The organism is Halomonas sp. 7T, from assembly GCF_025643255.1.
Lineage (GTDB): Bacteria > Pseudomonadota > Gammaproteobacteria > Pseudomonadales > Halomonadaceae > Vreelandella.
Genome location: NZ_CP087112.1, coordinates 419,594 through 438,752, shown reverse-complemented (window position 1 = coordinate 438,752; position 19,159 = coordinate 419,594). Strand labels below are relative to the sequence as shown.

The 19,159-nt window shown below is 55.1% G+C and carries 18 protein-coding genes; 6 read left to right on the top strand and 12 right to left on the bottom strand.

The window, feature by feature from the left end:
- Positions 1-22 precede the first annotated feature (22 nt).
- Together LOS15_RS02065 and speD are read left to right on the top strand one after the other, a co-directional pair.
- On the top strand, positions 23-442 hold the full coding sequence (locus tag LOS15_RS02065) for an OsmC family protein (RefSeq protein WP_263067779.1): 420 nt from the start codon (positions 23-25) through the stop codon (positions 440-442).
- A gap of 213 nt (positions 443-655) precedes the next feature.
- Positions 656-1,450: an adenosylmethionine decarboxylase gene (gene speD / locus LOS15_RS02060; RefSeq protein WP_263067778.1), complete on the top strand. Its 795-nt coding sequence runs from the start codon at positions 656-658 to the stop codon at positions 1,448-1,450.
- Positions 1,451-1,590: 140 nt separating this feature from the next.
- On the opposite strand, the gene lpxL is transcribed toward speD, so the two are convergent.
- The 12 genes from lpxL to LOS15_RS02000 form a co-directional block, all read right to left on the bottom strand.
- Positions 1,591-2,505: an LpxL/LpxP family Kdo(2)-lipid IV(A) lauroyl/palmitoleoyl acyltransferase gene (lpxL, locus tag LOS15_RS02055; protein WP_263067776.1), complete on the bottom strand. Its 915-nt coding sequence runs from the start codon at positions 2,503-2,505 to the stop codon at positions 1,591-1,593.
- 12 nt (positions 2,506-2,517) lie between these two features.
- On the bottom strand, positions 2,518-3,618 hold the full coding sequence (alr, locus tag LOS15_RS02050; protein WP_263067775.1) for an alanine racemase: 1,101 nt from the start codon (positions 3,616-3,618) through the stop codon (positions 2,518-2,520).
- Between the two features lie 139 nt (positions 3,619-3,757).
- Entirely contained in the window at positions 3,758-4,732 is a 975-nt protein-coding gene (gene rpoS / locus LOS15_RS02045; RefSeq protein ID WP_263067774.1) for an RNA polymerase sigma factor RpoS, read from the bottom strand.
- Between the two features lie 220 nt (positions 4,733-4,952).
- A complete protein-coding gene (locus tag LOS15_RS02040; protein WP_263067773.1) occupies positions 4,953-6,011 on the bottom strand; it encodes a peptidoglycan DD-metalloendopeptidase family protein in 1,059 nt (352 codons plus the stop codon).
- A gap of 7 nt (positions 6,012-6,018) precedes the next feature.
- The gene (locus tag LOS15_RS02035; RefSeq protein ID WP_263067772.1) at positions 6,019-7,014 is read right to left on the bottom strand and encodes a DUF368 domain-containing protein; all 996 of its coding nucleotides are present in this window, start codon (positions 7,012-7,014) and stop codon (positions 6,019-6,021) included.
- Complete coding sequence (locus tag LOS15_RS02030; protein WP_263067771.1) at positions 7,011-7,688, bottom strand: protein-L-isoaspartate(D-aspartate) O-methyltransferase; 678 nt, start codon at positions 7,686-7,688, stop codon at positions 7,011-7,013. The genes LOS15_RS02035 and LOS15_RS02030 overlap by 4 nt, the downstream gene beginning before the upstream one ends.
- Positions 7,675-8,421 carry a 5'/3'-nucleotidase SurE gene (surE, locus tag LOS15_RS02025; protein ID WP_263067770.1) on the bottom strand — a complete coding sequence of 249 codons (747 nt, stop codon included), beginning with the start codon at positions 8,419-8,421 and terminating at the stop codon, positions 7,675-7,677. The genes LOS15_RS02030 and surE overlap by 14 nt, the downstream gene beginning before the upstream one ends.
- Before the next feature lie 49 nt (positions 8,422-8,470).
- Positions 8,471-9,511, bottom strand: coding sequence for a tRNA pseudouridine(13) synthase TruD (truD, locus tag LOS15_RS02020; RefSeq protein ID WP_263067769.1), 1,041 nt, complete (start codon positions 9,509-9,511; stop codon positions 8,471-8,473).
- Complete coding sequence (gene ispF, locus LOS15_RS02015) at positions 9,504-9,992, bottom strand: 2-C-methyl-D-erythritol 2,4-cyclodiphosphate synthase (protein WP_263067767.1); 489 nt, start codon at positions 9,990-9,992, stop codon at positions 9,504-9,506. Before ispF ends, truD begins: the two co-directional genes overlap by 8 nt.
- On the bottom strand, positions 9,992-10,702 hold the full coding sequence (gene ispD, locus LOS15_RS02010) for a 2-C-methyl-D-erythritol 4-phosphate cytidylyltransferase (RefSeq protein WP_263067765.1): 711 nt from the start codon (positions 10,700-10,702) through the stop codon (positions 9,992-9,994). Before ispD ends, ispF begins: the two co-directional genes overlap by 1 nt.
- Positions 10,699-11,052, bottom strand: coding sequence for a cell division protein FtsB (ftsB, locus tag LOS15_RS02005; protein WP_263067764.1), 354 nt, complete (start codon positions 11,050-11,052; stop codon positions 10,699-10,701). The genes ispD and ftsB overlap by 4 nt, the downstream gene beginning before the upstream one ends.
- Before the next feature lie 112 nt (positions 11,053-11,164).
- Positions 11,165-12,313 (bottom strand): GNAT family N-acetyltransferase, encoded by a 1,149-nt coding sequence (locus tag LOS15_RS02000; protein ID WP_263067763.1) that lies wholly within the window; start codon positions 12,311-12,313, stop codon positions 11,165-11,167.
- Positions 12,314-12,485: 172 nt separating this feature from the next.
- Here LOS15_RS02000 and LOS15_RS01995 point away from each other — a divergent pair, with 172 nt between their 5' ends.
- The 4 genes from LOS15_RS01995 to LOS15_RS01980 all read left to right on the top strand — a co-directional run bounded on the left by LOS15_RS01995 (position 12,486) and on the right by LOS15_RS01980 (position 19,153).
- Positions 12,486-13,841, top strand: coding sequence for an aldehyde dehydrogenase family protein (locus LOS15_RS01995; protein ID WP_263067761.1), 1,356 nt, complete (start codon positions 12,486-12,488; stop codon positions 13,839-13,841).
- Between the two features lie 80 nt (positions 13,842-13,921).
- Positions 13,922-16,534 carry a GAF domain-containing protein gene (locus LOS15_RS01990; protein WP_263067760.1) on the top strand — a complete coding sequence of 871 codons (2,613 nt, stop codon included), beginning with the start codon at positions 13,922-13,924 and terminating at the stop codon, positions 16,532-16,534.
- The gene (locus tag LOS15_RS01985; protein WP_263067759.1) at positions 16,531-18,300 is read left to right on the top strand and encodes an EAL domain-containing protein; all 1,770 of its coding nucleotides are present in this window, start codon (positions 16,531-16,533) and stop codon (positions 18,298-18,300) included. The genes LOS15_RS01990 and LOS15_RS01985 overlap by 4 nt, the downstream gene beginning before the upstream one ends.
- Entirely contained in the window at positions 18,290-19,153 is an 864-nt protein-coding gene (locus tag LOS15_RS01980; RefSeq protein WP_263067757.1) for a MurR/RpiR family transcriptional regulator, read from the top strand. The genes LOS15_RS01985 and LOS15_RS01980 overlap by 11 nt, the downstream gene beginning before the upstream one ends.
- Positions 19,154-19,159 lie beyond the last annotated feature (6 nt).

Below are 19,159 nucleotides of genomic sequence, written 5' to 3'. Positions count from 1 at the left end.
TCGCCAAGATGAGGAGAGCAACGTGAAAGCACGGGTAAAATGGACAGATGGTCGCCAGTTTGTCGCGGAATCAGGCAGCGGGCACAGCGTTGTGGTCGACGGCCCGCCTAACCATGGCGGCCGAGACACAGGCCCACGCCCCATGGAAATGCTGCTGATGGGTATGGGTAGCTGCACGGCGTTCGATGTCCTGAATATCCTCGACAAAGCCCGGGCGGATGTCACCGACTGCGTAGCCGAGCTTGAGGCTGAGCGCGCCGACGACGTGCCCTCCGTGTTCACAAAAATCCACGTTCATTTTGTGGTGACCGGGCGCAGCTTGAAAGAGAAGCAGGTACAGCGTGCCGTTGAGCTTTCCGCTGAAAAATACTGCAGCGCGTCGATTATGCTCGTGAAAGGGGGTGTTGAAATTACCCACTCGTTCGAGATCATCGAAGCTTGAACGGCGTTCAGCGCAACACCCACCCAATATCAAAAAAAATGGCGTGGTTGGATGCATCCCACGCTATGGGCGGGCATAATACGCCCGCTTGTTTTTATCCCTACTGCGTAGCACGTGCTTATGAACGCCACCTGACAAGCACGGTGACAAGTATTTATCGGTTCCGGCGCTGGCTCGTCGGGGTGTCTTCATCTGCCATAGGGAGGTTCGGACGTGTCAGATAATCTCCGACTCCACGGGTTTAACAACCTGACTAGCTCGTTGAGCTTTAATATTTACGACATCTGTTACGCCAAAACCGAAGAGCAGCGTGCGGCTTATATCGACTATATCGATGAGCTTTACAACGCCGAACGTTTGACGCAGATTCTTAAAGACGTCACGAACATTATCGGCGCGCACGTGCTGAATATTTCGCGTCAAGATTATGAGCCGCACGGGGCCAGCGTCACCATCCTTATCGCTGAACACGAGCTGGATGAACCGAGCCTTGAGCAGACCGAGCCTGGCCCTGGCCCGCTGCCCGAAACCGTTGTCGCTCACCTGGATAAAAGCCACGTCACGGTGCATAGCTACCCCGAGTCACATCCAGATAACGGCATCAGCACCTTCCGTTTGGATATCGACGTCTCTACCTGTGGCCATATCAGCCCGCTTAAAGCGCTAAACTACCTGATCCACAGCTTTGATTCCGATATCGTCACCATGGATTATCGCGTACGCGGTTTTACCCGCGATGTGGACGGTAAAAAGCTGTTTATTGATCACGACATCACCTCCATCCAAGACTACCTCGCAGAAGACACCAAGCAGGCTTACCAGATGATTGATGTGAACGTGTATCAAGAAAACATGTTCCACACCAAGATGCTGCTGAAAGATTTCGAACTGGATAACTACCTGTTTGGCACCTCACGCCGCGACATCACCTTTGAAGAAGCGCGGGACATCGAAAGCCGCCTGCGAAAAGAGATGCTGGAGATTTTCTACTCTCGCAACTTAGACTAAGCGCCGTCCCGAAACACTAAAAGCCAGCTTTCGCTGGCTTTTTTTATGGCATAACAAGAAGTTAAAGTCGCTTTGAGGCCTGCTCTCTTATGTCGCGGCGACGAAGCAGTCTCACTCATTATTATAGCTAAACCAATGACTTAGTAAAAACCCATCTCTCCTTCCGGGCGCGTTTTAAACCGCCGGTGAAGCCACAAGTACTGCTCTGGATGTTTGCGAATAGCACGTTCAATAAATTCATTAACCCGGGTAGCATCGGCCACGTCGTCCCCACTTGGAAAATTATCAAATGCAGGCAGGCACTCAATCGTATAGCTGCGGTTATCAGGATTGCGATGAAACATGATAGGCACTACAGGAGCCCCCGTCATACGGGCAATTTTGCCGGTTAGGCGAATAGTGGCTGCCTGCTGGCCAAAGAGCGGTGCAAAGACGCTGACATCGCGGCCAAAATCTTGATCCGGTGAATACCAGACAGTATGTCCCGCCTTAATCCGTCGTATGACGCCGCGCAGATCGTGGCGATCAATCGCCTGCCCAAACAGACGGGAACGCGCACGGGTCATAAACCGTTCAAACAAAGGATTATTATGCGGTCGATAAACGACATCCGCCGGCGTAAACAGCGTTTGTAAGGCACCGCCTAAGTCCAGCGTTGAGAAGTGAATGCCGACCACCAGCACCCCTTTACCCTGTGCCTTTGCGCGGATGAGGTGCTCCTGTCCATTGTACGCGACGCGATGGCGCAGGCTTTCCGGGTGTCGGCACCACCCCGTAGCGGTTTCCACCAGGCCAATCCCGTTGGCAATAAAGGTTTCTTTAACCAGCTGTCGCTGCTGCGCGGCATTTTTTTCTGGAAAGCAGAGAGCAATATTCGTGGCCGTAATCTGCCGGCGCCGTTTAACAAAGCGCCATGCTAATAGGCCAAGGGCTTTCCCGATGCCTAGCTTCAATGACCAGGGGAGCCAGGCCACAACGTACATTGAGCCGATGGCTAACCAGGTAAGCCAGTAGCGAGGGTGAGCAAATGACCGAGGGTATGACTTTTTTGACATACATATAACCGTTTAAACACAGAGCCCTTGGTAGCGGCGTGGGACTCTGGGCAATACTCCGGTTAGCAGGGTATAGCTGATCGTATCGCAGTACTGGGCTACTTCATCAACCGATAGTACTTCGCCCCCTCGGGATGCCCCCCACAGCACCACTTCACTACCAATCGCGGCATCGGGAATCTCGGTCACATCAATCGTTAACATATCCATTGAGACCTTGCCGGCGATAGCGCAGCGCTTACCGTTAACCAACACCGGAGTGCCATCTACCGCGTGTCGGTCGTAGCCGTCGCCGTAGCCTGCGGCCACCACCGCGATTGTCGACGGCCGCTCGGCACGCCATCGGCCGCCATAGCCCACCTGCTCACCTACTGCCAATTCACGCAGGGCAATAATTTCCGAGCGCAACGACATAACTGGGCGTAGCTGCTGGGTAATTGCATTTGCGTCTTCCAGCGGGTCGCTGCCGTAGAGCATTATGCCTGGGCGGTTCCAGTCACCGTGGGCGGTGGGCCAAGCGAGGGTGGCCGGCGAATTAGCTAAACAAAGAGGAGCGTTCAACAGCTCGGCCAGCTTTTTTAAGATCGCCATCTGCTGGTTGAAGTAACTACCTTCACGGGCATCTGCCGTCGCAAAGTGGCTCATTAAATGCAGGGCAGTTACCTGTGGTGCGTTAACCAACCGCTGCCACACCGCTGGAGCCTCTTCTGGAGAGAAGCCTAACCGGTGCATTCCTGAGTCGACTTTAAGCCACACCGGGATGGGCTGGCGAGGTGAAAAGGCCAGCAATGCGGCGACCTGCCACTCACTGTGCACGCTAACCCAAAACCCATGCTGGTCAACCAGTGCCAGCTCATCGGCACTAAAAATCCCCTCTAAGAGAATAATCGGCTTTGTAATACCACCTGAGCGCAGGCTAAGCGCCTCTTCGATGCTGGCCACAGCAAAAGCAGGCACATCGGCTTCCAGAGCACGGGCACACATAAGTGCACCATGGCCATAGGCGTCAGCTTTAATCACCGCTACCGAACGGCTTTGGGGTGCGCAGTGGCACGCCAGCCGGTAATTATGACGCAGAGCGTCTAAATCAATATGGGCCACTAGCGGGCGCATTACGTTTCTCACTTACCGTTATTCAATGTGTATTCATAAACAGGCTGAGCCTAAAAATAGCGCACCGAGTGATCGACTCGGTGCGCTATTTGGTGCTGTTTTCATCAACATGGCCTTATCAGGCCTTAAACTCTAGCGGTTAGCTCTCGAAGATAGACGCGAGAGATAACCCCTGCTTTTCAAGCGAACGACGAAGCTTCTTCAGGGCCTCTACCTGAATTTGACGCACTCGCTCTCGGGTTAGGCCTATTTCCGCGCCTACCTCTTCTAACGTTGCGGCCTCATGGCCTCGTAGGCCAAAACGACGCACGACAACTTCACGCTGCTTTTCACTTAACTCATCAAGCCAATGGTCAACGTGTTCACGCACATCACCATCAACTAATCGCCCCTCTGGTCCCTGCACGTCATCGTCGGCCAGCGTATCAATTAAGGGCTTATCGCTCTCTCCACCCATGGGGTAGTCTACCGAGGAGACACGCTCATTGAGGCCCAGCATTTTCTTGACGGTTTCCACGGGCTTATCAAGATGGTCAGCAATCTCTTCTGCAGTGGCTTCGTGATCCAGCTTCTGGGTCAACTCCCGCGCTGCACGCAGGTAGATGTTTAACTCTTTGACGACGTGAATTGGCAAACGAATGGTGCGCGTTTGGTTCATTAAGGCGCGCTCTATGGTTTGGCGAATCCACCAGGTCGCGTAGGTTGAAAAACGAAAACCCCGCTCAGGATCAAATTTTTCAACCGCACGAATAAGCCCTAGATTACCCTCTTCAATCAGATCTAGAAGCGTCAAACCGCGATTAAGGTAACGTCTAGCAATCTTAACCACCAGCCGCAGGTTTGACTCAATCATCCGAGAACGGCCAAGGGCATCGCCTTTGCGTGCTAAACGACCGTAATAGACCTCTTCCTCAGGCGTCAACAACGGCGAGAAGCCGATTTCATTGAGGTAAATTTGCGTTGCATCCAAGCTTTGAGTCGATTGACGGTCTTCACGGCCTAAGGCTTTCTCGAAGGCTTCCTCCTCTGCGGTAATATCATCATCAGGTTCGTCCACCGCCTCTTCTACCGCGTTTAGGTCAATCTCCTGCAGATCCTTCTCCAGCATACTCATAGTCTTAACCCCCGTTGTTACACCTTCCCGCCATTTAAAGTGAAAGTGGTTGTACTCCCTGTACGCGTTCACCGTTGTTGTTATATGACGCCTGATTTGACTAATCAGGTATTACCCGCTGGCCAATTGCCTAGCATTTGCTATGTTTACTGCATCTCTTTTTATACCGCGGCTTGACCGTTAACGGAACTGATTCGTCGTTAACGAACCAAATCCGTGGTTAGCGAGACGGTAAATAGTTCAGCGGATCTTGAGGCTGCCCATCGCGACGCACTTCGAAGTGAAGTTTAACGCTATCGGCATCGCTATCCCCCATCGTAGCGATCACCTCGCCCGCCTCAACCACATCATTCTCTTTGACGTTTATGCTGTCATTGTGGGCATAGGCGCTAAGGTATTGGTCGTTGTGCTTCAGCAAAATCAAATTGCCATAACCACGCACACCACTACCTGCATAAACAATAATCCCCGGACCGGCCGCTCTAACAGGTTGCCCCTTTTGCCCAGCGATATCAATCCCGGCAGTAATGGCTCCCCCCTGGCCAAACTCACCGGTTACCTCGCCATCGGTAGGCCAACGCCAGTTAATATTCTCAACGGGTGTGAAGGTGCGCGAGGAGCGGTCAGTTTGCGCCGTCTGAGTCGGCTGTTCGACCACAGGCTCGGGTTCAGGTGCACGCGGAGGCTCAGGCTCAGCGGGCGTAGGCTCTGGTACAGGTTCCTGAGCTGAAGCTTGCTCTTGCGCGGCGGGCTGGGAGGCTTCAACGCTTGATGCTTCTTCTACAGCGGAGCGGCTAGGGGCTTCACCCTGAGCGACTTGCTCGGCGGCCTCTACCGCTGAGCGCTCTGCAGTTATACGTTGATTGCGTTCAATCGCGCTTTCATCAGGTAATAACCAGTCCATGTTTTGATCGTTGGTAGCAACAGCCGTCGCTTGCGGCCTCAACCCCGTTGCTACTGCGCCGGAGGCTGGTCGGCTAGCGGCAGCCCCTGATTGATTAGCGGCAACGTCTGCCCCTTCACGCAGCGCAATAGTTTGCCCTGGATGGATTTGATAAGGCGCCGGGATGTTGTTAAGCGCAGCCAGCTGCCGATAATCAAGATTATGCTCCCACGCGATACCATACAGCGTATCTCCCGCCTTCACGGTGTATTGCGGCGAGCTATCGACTGCGCGGCGTGCGTCGCTTAAATCACGTACTTGAGGGGTATTTTGGTGTTGGTTTGCACAGCCACTAATAGCCAGCGCCAACACAGACATCATGAAAACCTTACGCATGCAAACCCTACTCCTTTTCAACGCCGCGTGCGTTATCTGTTAAATGGTGCTCGGCAGCGCTCTTTTCAGATGTTACGCCGTGAACCGCTGCGCGGCGATTAAGTAATACTACCAAGAGCGCACCAACGGCCATCAGCGCCACCACGCCGACAAGTTGTGCTGAAGCCCCGGTCAGCACTGCGTAGTCATCCGGCAATAAATAGCGGTGAGCGAGCGGAATCATTTGTCCTTCAGGGCCAATTTGGTAGCGTACCAGTTCTCTCCAAGGCCAAAGCACTGGTAATGAACCGATAATAAAGCCTAGCAACAGCTGCAACGTGGAGCCGTGGTGGCGGCTCAGCAGCCACGAAAGCAGCCGGGAAAATAGCGCCAGCCCCACGATGCAGCCCGCGCCAAACAGGGCGATGATGACTATATCGAAACTGCGGATAGCGCCCATGATGGTGCCGTAGAGTCCCATCGTGAGCAATAAAAAGCTACCAGAAACGCCGGGCAGCAGCATGGCACTGATAGCAATGGCACCGGCCAGCATGACCACCAGCGCTTCATTGCCGACCAACAGAACCAATGGCATCATCGCGGGCAAGGCTTGCGCTAAGAGTAAGCCAACCGCTAACGGCAACAAATACCAGATTTTCCAGCCCTGCCCCGCTTTGCCAACCACCAGTGCAGAGGCCGCTACTAAGCCAAAAAAGAAGCCATCCAGCAACAGTGGGTAAGCCTCCATGAGCCAGAGCGCTAAATGAGCCACGCTGAACAGACTGACCGCGATGCCTAAGAGCAGCGGAACCAAAAAGGTTAAGTTCAAGTGCTGGCTTAAGCCCGCCCAACCTTGGCGACGCCACGCAAACAGCGCACTGGGCCCAAACTGCTTAATCGTATTGATCAGCTCTTCATAAATACCGGTAATAAACGCAATGGTGCCGCCCGAAACACCGGGCACCGCGTCAGCAGCGCCCATTCCAGCGCCTTTAAAAAATAGACCTAAAAATCGCCGCTTCAATCCACCACTCCTTGCAAAAGGGGTACAAAGCGAACGGGTTCAAGCCGCCGCTTTTCAAAGGCGCCACCAATGCGCTTCACTTGGGTAAGCCACTGGCTGCCATCAGGTTCTTCTAACGGAGCAATTAACATTCCATCGCGGCTAAGCTGTTCAAGCAGCGCTTCTGGCAGCGACTGGGCGCAGGCGGTTAATAAAATAACGTCAAACGGTGCTGCCGTCGGCCAGCCATCGCCACCATCGGATACCGCAAGCGCCGCTTCTGCATCTAACCGCCATAGCCGCTCTGCAGCACGCTCGTGCAGGGCGTAAATACGTTCTAGGGAGTAAAGCGAATCCACTAACCGCGACAAAATAAGCGCTTGGTAACCAGAACCGGTGCCCACCTCTAGCACACGGCGCGGCTGCGCGCGCAGCACAAGTTCTGTCATTCGTGCAACGGTCAGCGGCTGCGAGAGCGTCTGACCAAATCCAATGGGCAGCGCGGTATCTTCATAAGCGCGGTGAGCAAGGGCCTCATCGACAAACAGGTGCCTAGGCTCGCTGGCCATAACATCCAAGACACGCGTATCACGGATCCCCTGTTGAACAAGGCGCTCAACCATGCGGTCGCGGGTTCTCTGAGAGGTCATCCCCCGCCCGCGCAGCTCGCCAAGTGATAATTCAGGCAAAGGCATCCAACCAATCCTGCACATCACTGCGCGCGGGGTGGCGCGTTAGATCAGTTTGGAGAGGGGTAATCGAAACGTACCCCGCTTCAATCGCTGCAAAGTCGGTGTCTTCTCCGTCGTCAGCGTTCGCCGCCACCGGCGCGATCCAGTAGCGTGTACGCCCTCTGGGGTCTTTGAGCGGCACAGGCTTTTCTGCCGGCCCGCGATAGCCCAAACGCGTCACTTTAACGCCTTTGATCTCTTCCCACGGCACATCCGGAACATTCACATTTAGCAGCGTGCGCGGCGGCAGCGAGAGCTGCTCGGCAGCCCCAATTAAACTGGCCGCCACTTTGGCTGCTGTCGCAAAATGACGCTCACCACACAGCGACATGGCGATAGCCGTCATGCCTAAATTACGCCCCTCCATTGCTGCGGCTACGGTGCCGGAATAGAGCACGTCATCACCCAGATTACTTCCGTGGTTAATCCCCGATACCACTAGGTCAGGCTTCTCATTCCAAACGCCGTTAACACCCAGGTAGACGCAGTCCGCTGGCGTGCCATCGACACTGTAAAAGCCGTTATCTAAGGCGGTTAATGAGAGCGGCCGTGACAGCGTAAGCGAGTTACTGGCGCCGCTGCGGTCGCGGTCGGGGGCCACCACGCGCAGGTTGGCATGGGCCGCTAATGCATCATGCAGTGCTCGTAACCCCGGCGCATGGACACCATCATCATTGGAAAGCAGCAGTCGCCGCATCAGCGTCTCCTTAAGATAAACCGTGTTCAGTTTTGCCCTGGATGATGCGTTACGCAAAATCAGGATGTTCAATCAACTCGCTGACCACTGCCGTCGCAAAGCTACCCCGTGGCAGTGCGAAGGAGAGCACTGCCGCGTCTTGCTCTCTACGCAGCTGAGGCGCCAGCAGCCTAACCCGCAACGCTCGCTGGGAACGCTTAACGCCGCTTTTTTCCAAGCCTTCACATAGCTTGGGGTGTTGCGCCAAGAGCCGTGACTCATACGCGGCTCTCTGCTGCTGTGCGCTTTCGCCGACACCCCACAGTACGCCGGTTGGGTGAATATCCAGCGCTCTCGCGCGTGCGACTAAGCTATCATCAACCTCATCCACACTAAACACGCTCTGGGTGCCGTCAAGCATTAGCGTATCGCCAGATAAGGGCTGGCACCACGTGCCATCAATTACTCGGGCACTTAATAACTCGTTAAACAAGAAACTGCGCGCGGTTGAAAGCATCATCCCTTGGCGGTCATCACGCTTGCGCCAGCCCTTGGCGAGCAGTGCTTGTGCACGCTGCAGGTTACGCCCACCGGGGCCAAAACGCTGGGGGCCAAAGTAGTTGGCTACGCCGTCGGTACACAGCGCTTGCCACCGCTGCTCAAAATCATCGGCCTGCACCGCTTCACCGCTCAACATCAGCGTAAAGTGGTTGGTGCGATGAACACCGCGTTTAAGCTTTCTGGGGTGGCGCACCTGCTCCAACACCTTAATACCCAAGGCATCCAGCGCTGTCGAGAGTTCCGCCGGCGCCTCTCGCCCAGGTAAGTGAACGCTTATCCATTGCCGAGTGACCGCAATACGGTCTTTCATACCGGAGTAGCCGATGTCTCTAGGCGTGACACTGCATAGCCGACTAACGCTTTTGACCACATCTAACGTGGTTTGATGCCGCTTTTCAAGCCGCAACCACAGGTGCTCCCCATGGCCTTCAGGGGTAAAGTCGAGCTGCTCGTCGACAATAAAATCTTCTGGCTGGGCGCGGTACTGACCCGGCTTAGGCGCCCCCAAATAGCTATCCTGCAAGCGCTGCCAGGGCGATAAATTAAGCATTCAACGCCTCTAACCGCTCGACTAACACCACGGCTTCAGCGGCAATTCCCTCACCGCGTCCGGTAAAGCCTAGCCGTTCGGTGGTGGTGGCTTTTACATTTACTTGCCCTACGTCCACGCCTAGATCTTCAGCAATCACCCTCCGCATGGCATCGATATGCGGCGCCATTTTAGGTGCCTGTGCCATCAGCGTGGCATCCAAGTTAACCACACCAAAGCCCTGCTCACGCACAAGATGCACCACGCGGCGCAGTAAGTCACGACTATCGGCACCCTCCCAGGTGGGGTCGGTATCGGGGAAATGGCGGCCAATATCGCCTAATGCGCAGGCCCCCAGCAACGCGTCGCTGACCGTATGCAACAACACATCACCATCGGAATGGGCAACAAACCCCTGTTCAAAGGGTAGCTTTACGCCCCCAATCATTAGGTGGTCGCCAGGCCCAAAACGGTGTACATCGAATCCATGACCAATTCGCATTAAACGCTCCTTTCAGTCACACAGGCCGCTTGCGACGCCATGATCGCGTTAGCAAGGTGAAGATCATCGGGATGGGTAACTTTTAGATTATCGCGCCGCCCGCTGACTAATTGTGGCGTTTTACCCAACGCCTCGACGGCGGAGGCTTCATCGGTGACCACACAGCGCGTTTCAATGGCATGCTCAAGGGCGGTGCGTAGCAGCTCATAGCGAAAGCTTTGTGGCGTTAACGCGTGCCATAGCCCGTCGCGTGGCTCGGTGGTCATGCTGCGCTGCGCTGCATTGGCACGCTTCATGGTGTCGGCCACCGGCATCGCCAGTAGCGCGCCGTCAGGATGCTCACTAGCGGCCTGATAAAGTGCATGCAAATCAGCGCTGGTGATACAGGGTCGCGCTACATCATGCACCATGACGAGGTCGCTGGGGTTGGCCGGTATCGCCCGCAATGCATTCAATACACTGTTCATACGCTCGGCACCACCGCTAACCCGCTGCCACTGCTTGAACGGCACACACGCTGGGTCAAACCATGGGTCATTGCTGTTTAAGCAGAGCACTAGCTGTGCTTCAGGAAAGGCGGCGTGCAGACGATGAAGGGTATGTGCCAGTATGGTTTTTTCGGCAATGGTTAGGTACTGCTTAGGCTTATCGGCGCCCATACGCTTACCCTGCCCCGCGGCCGGCACAATTAGCCAGAGTGAGCGATTCATTGGCCTCCCTCTTCATCCACCAGGGATGGCTGCGCCACTAAGCCGGCATTAAGACCGATCAACTCAGCTTCAATGGCCACACCGGGCACCCAGAAAAACTGCTCGTCGCTGCGTACCATGCCCATGTCGCTGCGCGCACGCTCCTCAATAGCATCCAGGCCCGTTTTCAGGTCGGTGACTTCAGCCGCTAGCCGAGCATTGCGATCGCGCAGGGGAACATTGGCCGCTTCTTGCACGGCAACGCGCTCTTCTACCTGCTGAAGATCCTGCCAGCCGCCGTTACCTAGCCACAGCTGGTATTGGAGCAGCCCCAGCACGGCAAGTAGCGCAACCACGAGCCATTTATGCATCACCGAGTTCCTTTTTGACGGCCTAAACGCCGCGCATTATGCCATTAAGGTGGACTGCCCAGCGAGCATGCCAAGCGCTAAATAGCAGATTAAGACAGGGTTGTCCCAACCGTTACTTAAACGGCAGCGCCTGCGCTGCGGCCTGACGGTAGGCCTTGATATGCGCGGCTTCCTGCTGACAAAACTGAGCCACGCCGGCTGCTAGCCCCGGGTGCGCTATGTAGTGCAGCGAACGCACGCGCTGAGGGGCAAAACCACGCACCAGCTTATGCTCGCCCTGGGTTCCTGGGTCAAACAGCGTTAAGCCATTCGCCAAGCAGTACTCAATGCCCTGGTAGTAACAGGCTTCAAAGTGCAGGCAGTCAGCCACTACTTCGCTCCCCCAGTAGCGGCCATAAAGCGCTGTTTCACTTCGAAAGCAGAGCGCCGCGGCTACCGGCTGTCCATCCAATAGTGCCTGCACCAGCACCAGCGCTTCAGGCATGGTATGGCGTAAGCGCTCAAAAAAGTCTTGGTTTAAATAAGGAGGCCTGCCGCGCTCGTGATAGGTAATGGTGTAGCAGCGATAAAAATGCGTCATGGCGTCTTGGGTAATAGCGCGCCCTTCTAAGCGCCGCATGGTAAACCCTTGCTCTGCCACCAAACGGCGTTCTCGTTTGATCATTTTGCGGCGCTTAGAGGTAAGGCTCGCCAGGAAACCGTCAAAGTCATTAAATCCCCGGTCACGCCATTGAAACTGAACCCCTTCTCTAGCCATCAACCCCGGAAACTGACGCTGCCAAGCAGCCACTTCCTGCTCTTCAGCAAACAGCAGGTGCCAGCTTGAAAGCCCATACTCTTCACATTGGGCTTGCCAGGCCGACGCCAACTGCTCGCGTACTGCATCGGCATTCACATCTCCGGCAACCAAGCTGCGCGGCCCCGGCACCGGCGTAAAAGGGATAGCGCTTAGCGCTTTAGGGTAGTAGTGCCCTCCGGCACGCTCTAACGCTTCAGCCCATCCCCAGTCAAAGACATATTCACCATAAGAGTGATGTTTGCGGTACATGGGCAGCGCCCCCACGAGCCGGTCAGCCTGCCAAACACTTAAATGACACGGCTCCCACCCGGTTACGCTGCTCACCGAGCCGCTGCCCTCTAGGGCTTGCAAAAAAGCGTGGCGAAGAAATGGCTGTTCGTTACCCACCAGCGCGTCCCATTGACTTGCCGCGACAGCCTCAATGGCGGGTAGAATAGCGAATGATAACGAGCGTGCTGGCATGGCGTCCCTCAAGGGCGTCGGCTAAAACAGCCGGCAGTCAAAACGCAAAACAACCGACAGTGTTTACGCCAACACTCTACCATTACCCATAGCGCTCAACGACGATGACTACGCGATCTCTTATTTATTTTTGCTATGGCGTATCTCATCGTGCGTTTATCAAGGAGAGGCCATGAAACGCGATCTAACCGGTGTATTCCACGCTCAGCAGCATGCCGTTGAACAGGACCCCTTCCCTACCCTTAGCGTTCGCCGTGAACGGTTGGCGCGTTTAGCCCGTATGACTAAGCGCCACCAGCACGACATTGTGCGCGCCATTCAGGCCGATTTTGGCAAACGCAGCGACGCCGAAATTCGCCTCGCTGAAATCAGTAGCGTCCTACACGCCATTAGCTACACCCGTCTGCGGCTTTGGCACTGGATGCGACCTAAGCGGGCAAGCATGCCTTGGCGGCTACTGCCCGCTAAAGCACGCATTGTGCCTCAGCCACTGGGTATCGTCGGGGTGATGGCGCCGTGGAACTACCCGTGGAGCTTGGCCATCATGCCGGTTATCGATGCCTTTGCCGCAGGCAACGTGGTCATGCTTAAGCCCAGCGAACATACACCGCATACCAGTGCACTGCTGGCCCAGTTGATACCTCAATACTTTACTGAAGAGGAGTTGAGCGTCATTGAAGGCGGTGTAGAGGTAGCAGAAGCGTTCAGCGCCCTGCCGTTCGACCACCTCCTCTTTACGGGCTCCACCCAGGTAGGCAGAAGCGTCGCCCTTTCAGCCGCTGCCAACTTAACGCCGGTGACTCTTGAACTTGGCGGTAAATCGCCCGCCATTGTTGCCGCGGACGCTGATCTCGAGCGCGCCGCCGCCGCCATTGTGTTTGGCAAAGGCATGAATGCCGGGCAAACCTGCATCGCACCCGACTATGTTTTGGTAGAAAGCCGCAGTCTGGACGCTTTGATTAAAGCGCTAAGCCAAGCCATCGCCCAGCAGCGACCCAACGATAAAGAAGCCACTTCTGCCATTAACGAGCGTCATCATCAGCGCCTTGATGACCTGCTGGAAGAAGCCCGCGACCACGGCTGTCGCATTATTGATGCAGGCCCCCATGCGCCCGTGCTGATTATTGACCCCACCAAAGACTTAGCGATGATGCGCGAGGAGATCTTTGGCCGCTGCCTGCCCGTCATTGGCGTTAAAACCATCGATGATGCCATCGCCTATGTGAATGCTCGCCCTCACCCACTGGCGCTTTACGCATTTACAGACGATAAAGCACTCCAGCTAAGGTTGCGCCACCACACCCGCTCTGGGGCGCTAGTATTTAATGAAACGCTGCTTCATCACTCGGTTTCTTCGTTACCTTTTGGCGGCGTAGGCGAAAGCGGCATGGGGGCTTACCACGGGCGTCATGGTTTTGAACGCTTTAGTCACCTGCGTGGCCTTTTTTATCAAGCCAAACGACCCTCTAGCCGGCTTATTAGGCCACCCTATCGTCGCTGGTTGATGAAGTTACTCAGGCTTGGTTAACGATAATTGTTAAAGCTAACGGATAAATCCCCGATAATGCTAAGGCGGAACCGTATCTTCATTATATTTTTGGAATCACTATGCAAGCCGCCGATCTACCTGATAACGAAACGCAGCGCCTGACGGCTTTGCATGCGCTCCATGTGCTTGATACTCCCATAGATGAAGCGTTTGAGCGCATTACGCAGCTTGCCCGCGATCTTTTTGACGTGCCTATTGCACTGGTTTCCCTGGTAGATAAAGAGCGCCAGTGGTTTAAATCCCATAGCGGGCTAGACGCTTGTGAAACTCGCCGTGAGATTTCATTTTGCGCCCATGCTGTCGCTCAAAACGCACCGTTAGTGATTGAAAACGCACTGAATGATGCGCGCTTTGCCGATAACCCACTGGTAGAAGACGCCACTCAAATACGCTTTTATGCGGGGCACCCTTTGTGCCCTAGTGAGGGTTTACCCATTGGCACGCTGTGCTTAATTGATAGAAAGCCACGCGCTTTTAGTCAGCGAGACCGCCACCTGTTAAAAAGCCTCGCGGGCCAAGTTGAAGAGCTGCTGCGCCACCATCAAATGCGCCGCTCCCTGGCGCAAACCACCCGACGCTATGAAGCGCTGTTTAATGAGAGCGCCACCGGCATTATTCGTATCGACCGAGTCGGCAAGATATTAAGCATTAACCCCTTTGCGCTCACCATGCTGGGATATGACCACCACGAAGTCATTGGCCACAATGTTGCCATGCTAACCCCTGCCGCTATTAGCGCACGGCACGACGGCTTTATTAGCAATTTCTTAGCCGGTGGCGCACCCAAGGTGATTGGCCGAGGACGCGAAGTGGAGGCGCAGCATAAACAGGGCCATGCCATTCCGGTGCATTTAGCCGTCAATGCTATCCATAACGAGCACGGCGACGTTGCTGAATTTCTAGGTATCTTGACCGATTTAAGCAGCGTCCATGACGCCACGCAGCGCATACAAAAAGAGCAAAGCCTATTAAAAGTGCTCCACCAGGGTATTACGGATTACCAAGCATTAATGTCTGGCGAACGGCTGTGGACATTCTTAATGGAAGCGCTGCGCGAACTTACCGACAGCGACTACGCGTTGATTGGCGAAGTGCTGCCCACCGACACCACCAACGCGCTTAAAATTCATGCGATTACCGACCTTTCCTGGAACCCGGAGTCGCGCCATTTAATGGGGCAGTTACGCAGCGGAGATATGATGTTGACCAACCCCAGCTCGCTGCTGGGCCGTGTGTTTGCACACGGAGAAGTCATCATAACGGACGACGTGTATGGCCATGTAAAGCGCGGCGGGTTTCCCCCCGGCCACCCTCGCTTGACCAACTACCTGGGCGCACCGATTTTCAGCGGCGAGCGCTTAATTGGCATGTTTGCCATTGCCAACAGCAAGCAGCCCCTAAATCAGGCGCTGTTGGAGTGGCTCCAGCCGTTTACGGACACCTGCGCCCTGCTGATTAATCTGTATCGGCAAATGGCCGAGCGCGAACAGGTCACCCGGGATTTAGCGACCGCCCGGGATCAGGCAGAGCAAGCCAATAAAGCCAAGAGTGAGTTTCTCTCCTCAATGAGCCATGAGCTGCGTACCCCGCTCAACGCCATTATTGGTTTTGCACAGCTATTAGCTAAAGGGCGCCGCGAGCCGCTGAGCGATAAACAACAGCGCCAGGTCAGCCAAATTGAGAAAAGCGGCCAACACCTATTAAGCTTAATTAATGATGTGCTCGACCTAGCCAAAATAGAAGCAGGCCTGACGCCGCTCTCCCTCGAACCACTCCTTATTGCTAACGTGCTGGATGATGCCTGCAGCACGTTAGAAGCGAACATTGATGCCGCTGGCATTACCTTAACCCGAGCCCCCTTTTCCTGCTCCTGGCAGGTAATTGCCGACTACACTCGCACCAAGCAAATTCTGCTTAATCTGCTCTCTAACGCCATCAAATACAACTGTGCTGATGGCGCAATTACGATTGAGGCTGAACAGGATGGCAATGTGCTGCGTATTAGCATTACTGATACCGGCTGCGGTATTGCAGTAGCGCGCCAGCACGAACTTTTTGAGCCGTTCAACCGGCTCGATGCCGAGTACAGCACCATTCAAGGCACCGGCATTGGGCTGGCCATCACAAAACAGCTTGTGGAGCGCATGGACGGACAAATTGGCTTTAAGAGCCAGCCAGGAAAGGGGTCTTGCTTTTGGTTCACGTTGCCCATTACCGATCAGGCAGCGCAGCCTGCTCACGTTACGGCGACCAACGATAATGGAACAATCGACAGCAGTGCATCCACTTACACGCTGCTCTATATCGAGGACAACCCCACCAACCAGCGGCTGATGGAAGATATCATCGAGGACTTTAAACAAATCCAGCTGCAAACCGTTACCAGCGCAGAGCTGGGGCTGGAAATTATGCGCCATTCCCCGCCGGATTTAGTGCTCATGGATATTCATTTACCAGGCATGAATGGCTACCAGGCGCTCAGCGCCATGCAACAAGATCCTCAGCTGCAGCACATCAACGTGGTGGCGCTATCCGCCAACGCCATGGCCCGCGATCTAAAATATGGCTTAGCCGCCGGTTTCGCCGACTACCTCACGAAGCCCATTGAGATTGAAAAATTAACCGCAACGCTTAAACGGTTTCTTGCGGTGACGCTCAAGGAGGAGCCATGAACTTCCTGCAAAAACATCTACTGGTGGTCGATGACAACAGTATCAACGTCGAGCTTCTCCTCGACCTGCTAGATGATCACGGTTTCGCCAACACACACGGCATCAGCGATCCTCGCCAGGTACTTGCCTACTGTCAGCAACAGCTGCCCGACTTAATCCTGCTGGATATTCGCATGCCGTATTTAGACGGCTATGCGGTCATCCACCAGCTACAGAACCATTTTGCTCACAATGCCCCACCGGTTATCGTGCTGACGGCACAGATCGATGACGAGACGCGCCAACGGGCTCTTAATCTTGGCATACGCGATTTTGTGACCAAGCCGTTTAAGCACGATGAAGTTTTACAGCGTATTCGTAATGCCTTGAGCGTCGAACACCGTTACCAAGTGCGTGATCAGCAGGCCGAAAACTTAGAGCGCATGGTGGCTAAACGCACCCAGGAACTTGAGCGCCAGTCCCGCACGGACCCGATAACTCAGCTTCCCAATCGGCGAGCTTTAAGCGAAATGCTGCGCAAAGCGGCAATGGCGGGCAACGGCACCGGGCTACTGTTTATTGCCCTGGATCACTTAGACGACGTGATACGGCTACACGGCTACGACGTTGCCGACCAGCTCATGGGGCATATTGCTCGTCAGCTGTCGACTCGGTTAACGGCGCACTGCGCCCTAGGACTATGGGGGGGCAGCGAGCTTTTAGTGATTGCCGATAGTGCCGAGCTCGATGAGCTGCGTAAACTAGCGGCAACGCTACTGGGCTGTTTCGATCAGGATCAAGCGCTGGGAGATTTACTGCTGCCCCTTAGCGCCCGTATTGGCATCAGCCGTGCCGAATCACACTTTGAAATGGCACGCCTTGTACACATGGCCGCCCTTGCGCTTCCGCAAAGCGGCACCCTGCAGATTCAATGCTATAACGAAACGTTAGAAACCAAGCAGAGACACCGGCTGCACTTGCAGCAAGCAATACGCGGTGCCACCGAGCGCGGCGAGATGTCCCTCGCGTTTCAGCCTAAACTCTCGTTAACCACACAGCGCATCATAGGCGCCGAAGCGCTGCTCCGCTGGCACCATCCTGAGCTGGGTCAGGTATCGCCTGCCGACTTTATCCCGCTGGCCGAAGCCAGCGGTGATATCCTCGCCATTGGCGAATGGGTGCTCAATGAAGCCATGAGACATATCGTGGCATGGCGTGAGCAAGGCCTTCTTAACGACGATTTTCACATCGCCGTCAACGTCGCTGCCCGCCAACTTGCGCGAAAAGATTTTGCTGAACAGCTGCTCGCTCGGCTCGCCGAGCAAGCCATTCCGCAGCGTTTTTTCGCCCTAGAAGTGACGGAGTCGGGCATAATGAGCGACATGCACAATGCCCGTGCGCAGCTTATGCAGCTGGCAGAGGCCAATATCGACGTCGCCATTGACGATTTCGGCACAGGCCACTCATCGCTGGCCTATGTAAAAACGCTGCCGTTTAAAACGTTAAAAATTGATCGCGCCTTCGTCATGGACCTGGAAGGGGACGCTGTCGACCGCCAGTTAGCGCTCACTATCACCCAGCTAGCCCATGCTGTCGGCTGCGATGTCGTTGCAGAAGGCATAGAAACCGCCGTGCAGGCAGACTACCTGCGCTCAATTGGCTGCGAAGCAGCACAAGGGTATTACTATGCCCGCCCACTCGCCGCTAACGAATTTGTTACCTGGTGCAAGGCGTGGTCACCTCGCCGGCACCCGGCCACCGACATGGAGTCCATCAATGGCACATGACCTGATTGACCGAATACGCCAGCGTCTGGAAGAGTTGAACCGCTCGGAACGCAAAGTCGCCAACGTGATTCTTGAAGACCCCGCGGCCGCGACCAGCCTGAGCATAGCCAGCCTCGCCCAAGCGGCCAGCGTCAGCGAGCCTACGGTCAACCGGTTTTGTCGCAACTTTGGTGCGAAAGGTTTCCCAGATTTTAAAATCAAGCTTGCCCAAAGCCTAGCAGGCGGAACGCCCTATGTTACCCGGGCAGTGGAGCCTGGTGACTCCGCAACCCAATACACGCATAAGATTTTTGGCGCCACTATCGCCGCTTTAGATGAAGCTCAGCGGGAAGTGGATATGGCGGCCATTGAGCGCATGGTTGACTACCTCACCCAGGCGAAGCAGATACATTTTTTTGGCCTTGGCGCCTCTGGTGCCGTCGCGCAAGACGCCCAGCACAAATTTTTCCGCTTCAACCTGCCGGTCATGGCCTATGTGGATGTATTAATGCAGCGTATGGTAGCCGCCGCCTGCCATACCGGCGATGTAGTGGTGGTTATTTCCTACACCGGCCGTACGCGGGAGCTGGTCGATATTGCTAGGGTAGCTCGCGAAGCAGGCGCCGTAGTGCTGGGCATTACCGCTCCTAATTCACCGCTTTCACAAGAGTGCACCGCCACTCTGGAAGTGGCCACACCAGAGGACACCGATCACTACATGCCGATGACCTCACGGATGATTCAGCTGACCCTCATTGATGCGCTGGCAACCGGCGTTACTCTGAGGCGTGGAGAAGACTTTCTACCCCACTTAAAGAAGATTAAAGACAGCCTACGCGACACTCGCTTTCCTATTGAGAAAGCCAGCAAATAATCGGCA

Coding starts and splice junctions, on each gene's coding strand:
- lpxL (WP_263067776.1), bottom strand. CDS start 2,505: ATGTCAAAAAAGTCATACCCTCGGTCATTTGCTCACCCTCGCTACTGG.
- alr (WP_263067775.1), bottom strand. CDS start 3,618: ATGCGCCCGCTAGTGGCCCATATTGATTTAGACGCTCTGCGTCATAAT.
- rpoS (WP_263067774.1), bottom strand. CDS start 4,732: ATGAGTATGCTGGAGAAGGATCTGCAGGAGATTGACCTAAACGCGGTA.
- LOS15_RS02040 (WP_263067773.1), bottom strand. CDS start 6,011: ATGCGTAAGGTTTTCATGATGTCTGTGTTGGCGCTGGCTATTAGTGGC.
- LOS15_RS02030 (WP_263067771.1), bottom strand. CDS start 7,688: ATGCCTTTGCCTGAATTATCACTTGGCGAGCTGCGCGGGCGGGGGATG.
- surE (WP_263067770.1), bottom strand. CDS start 8,421: ATGCGGCGACTGCTGCTTTCCAATGATGATGGTGTCCATGCGCCGGGG.
- truD (WP_263067769.1), bottom strand. CDS start 9,511: ATGCTTAATTTATCGCCCTGGCAGCGCTTGCAGGATAGCTATTTGGGG.
- ispF (WP_263067767.1), bottom strand. CDS start 9,992: ATGCGAATTGGTCATGGATTCGATGTACACCGTTTTGGGCCTGGCGAC.
- ispD (WP_263067765.1), bottom strand. CDS start 10,702: ATGAATCGCTCACTCTGGCTAATTGTGCCGGCCGCGGGGCAGGGTAAG.
- ftsB (WP_263067764.1), bottom strand. CDS start 11,052: ATGCATAAATGGCTCGTGGTTGCGCTACTTGCCGTGCTGGGGCTGCTC.
- LOS15_RS02000 (WP_263067763.1), bottom strand. CDS start 12,313: ATGCCAGCACGCTCGTTATCATTCGCTATTCTACCCGCCATTGAGGCT.
- LOS15_RS01995 (WP_263067761.1), top strand. CDS start 12,486: ATGAAACGCGATCTAACCGGTGTATTCCACGCTCAGCAGCATGCCGTT.
- LOS15_RS01990 (WP_263067760.1), top strand. CDS start 13,922: ATGCAAGCCGCCGATCTACCTGATAACGAAACGCAGCGCCTGACGGCT.
- LOS15_RS01985 (WP_263067759.1), top strand. CDS start 16,531: ATGAACTTCCTGCAAAAACATCTACTGGTGGTCGATGACAACAGTATC.
- LOS15_RS01980 (WP_263067757.1), top strand. CDS start 18,290: ATGGCACATGACCTGATTGACCGAATACGCCAGCGTCTGGAAGAGTTG.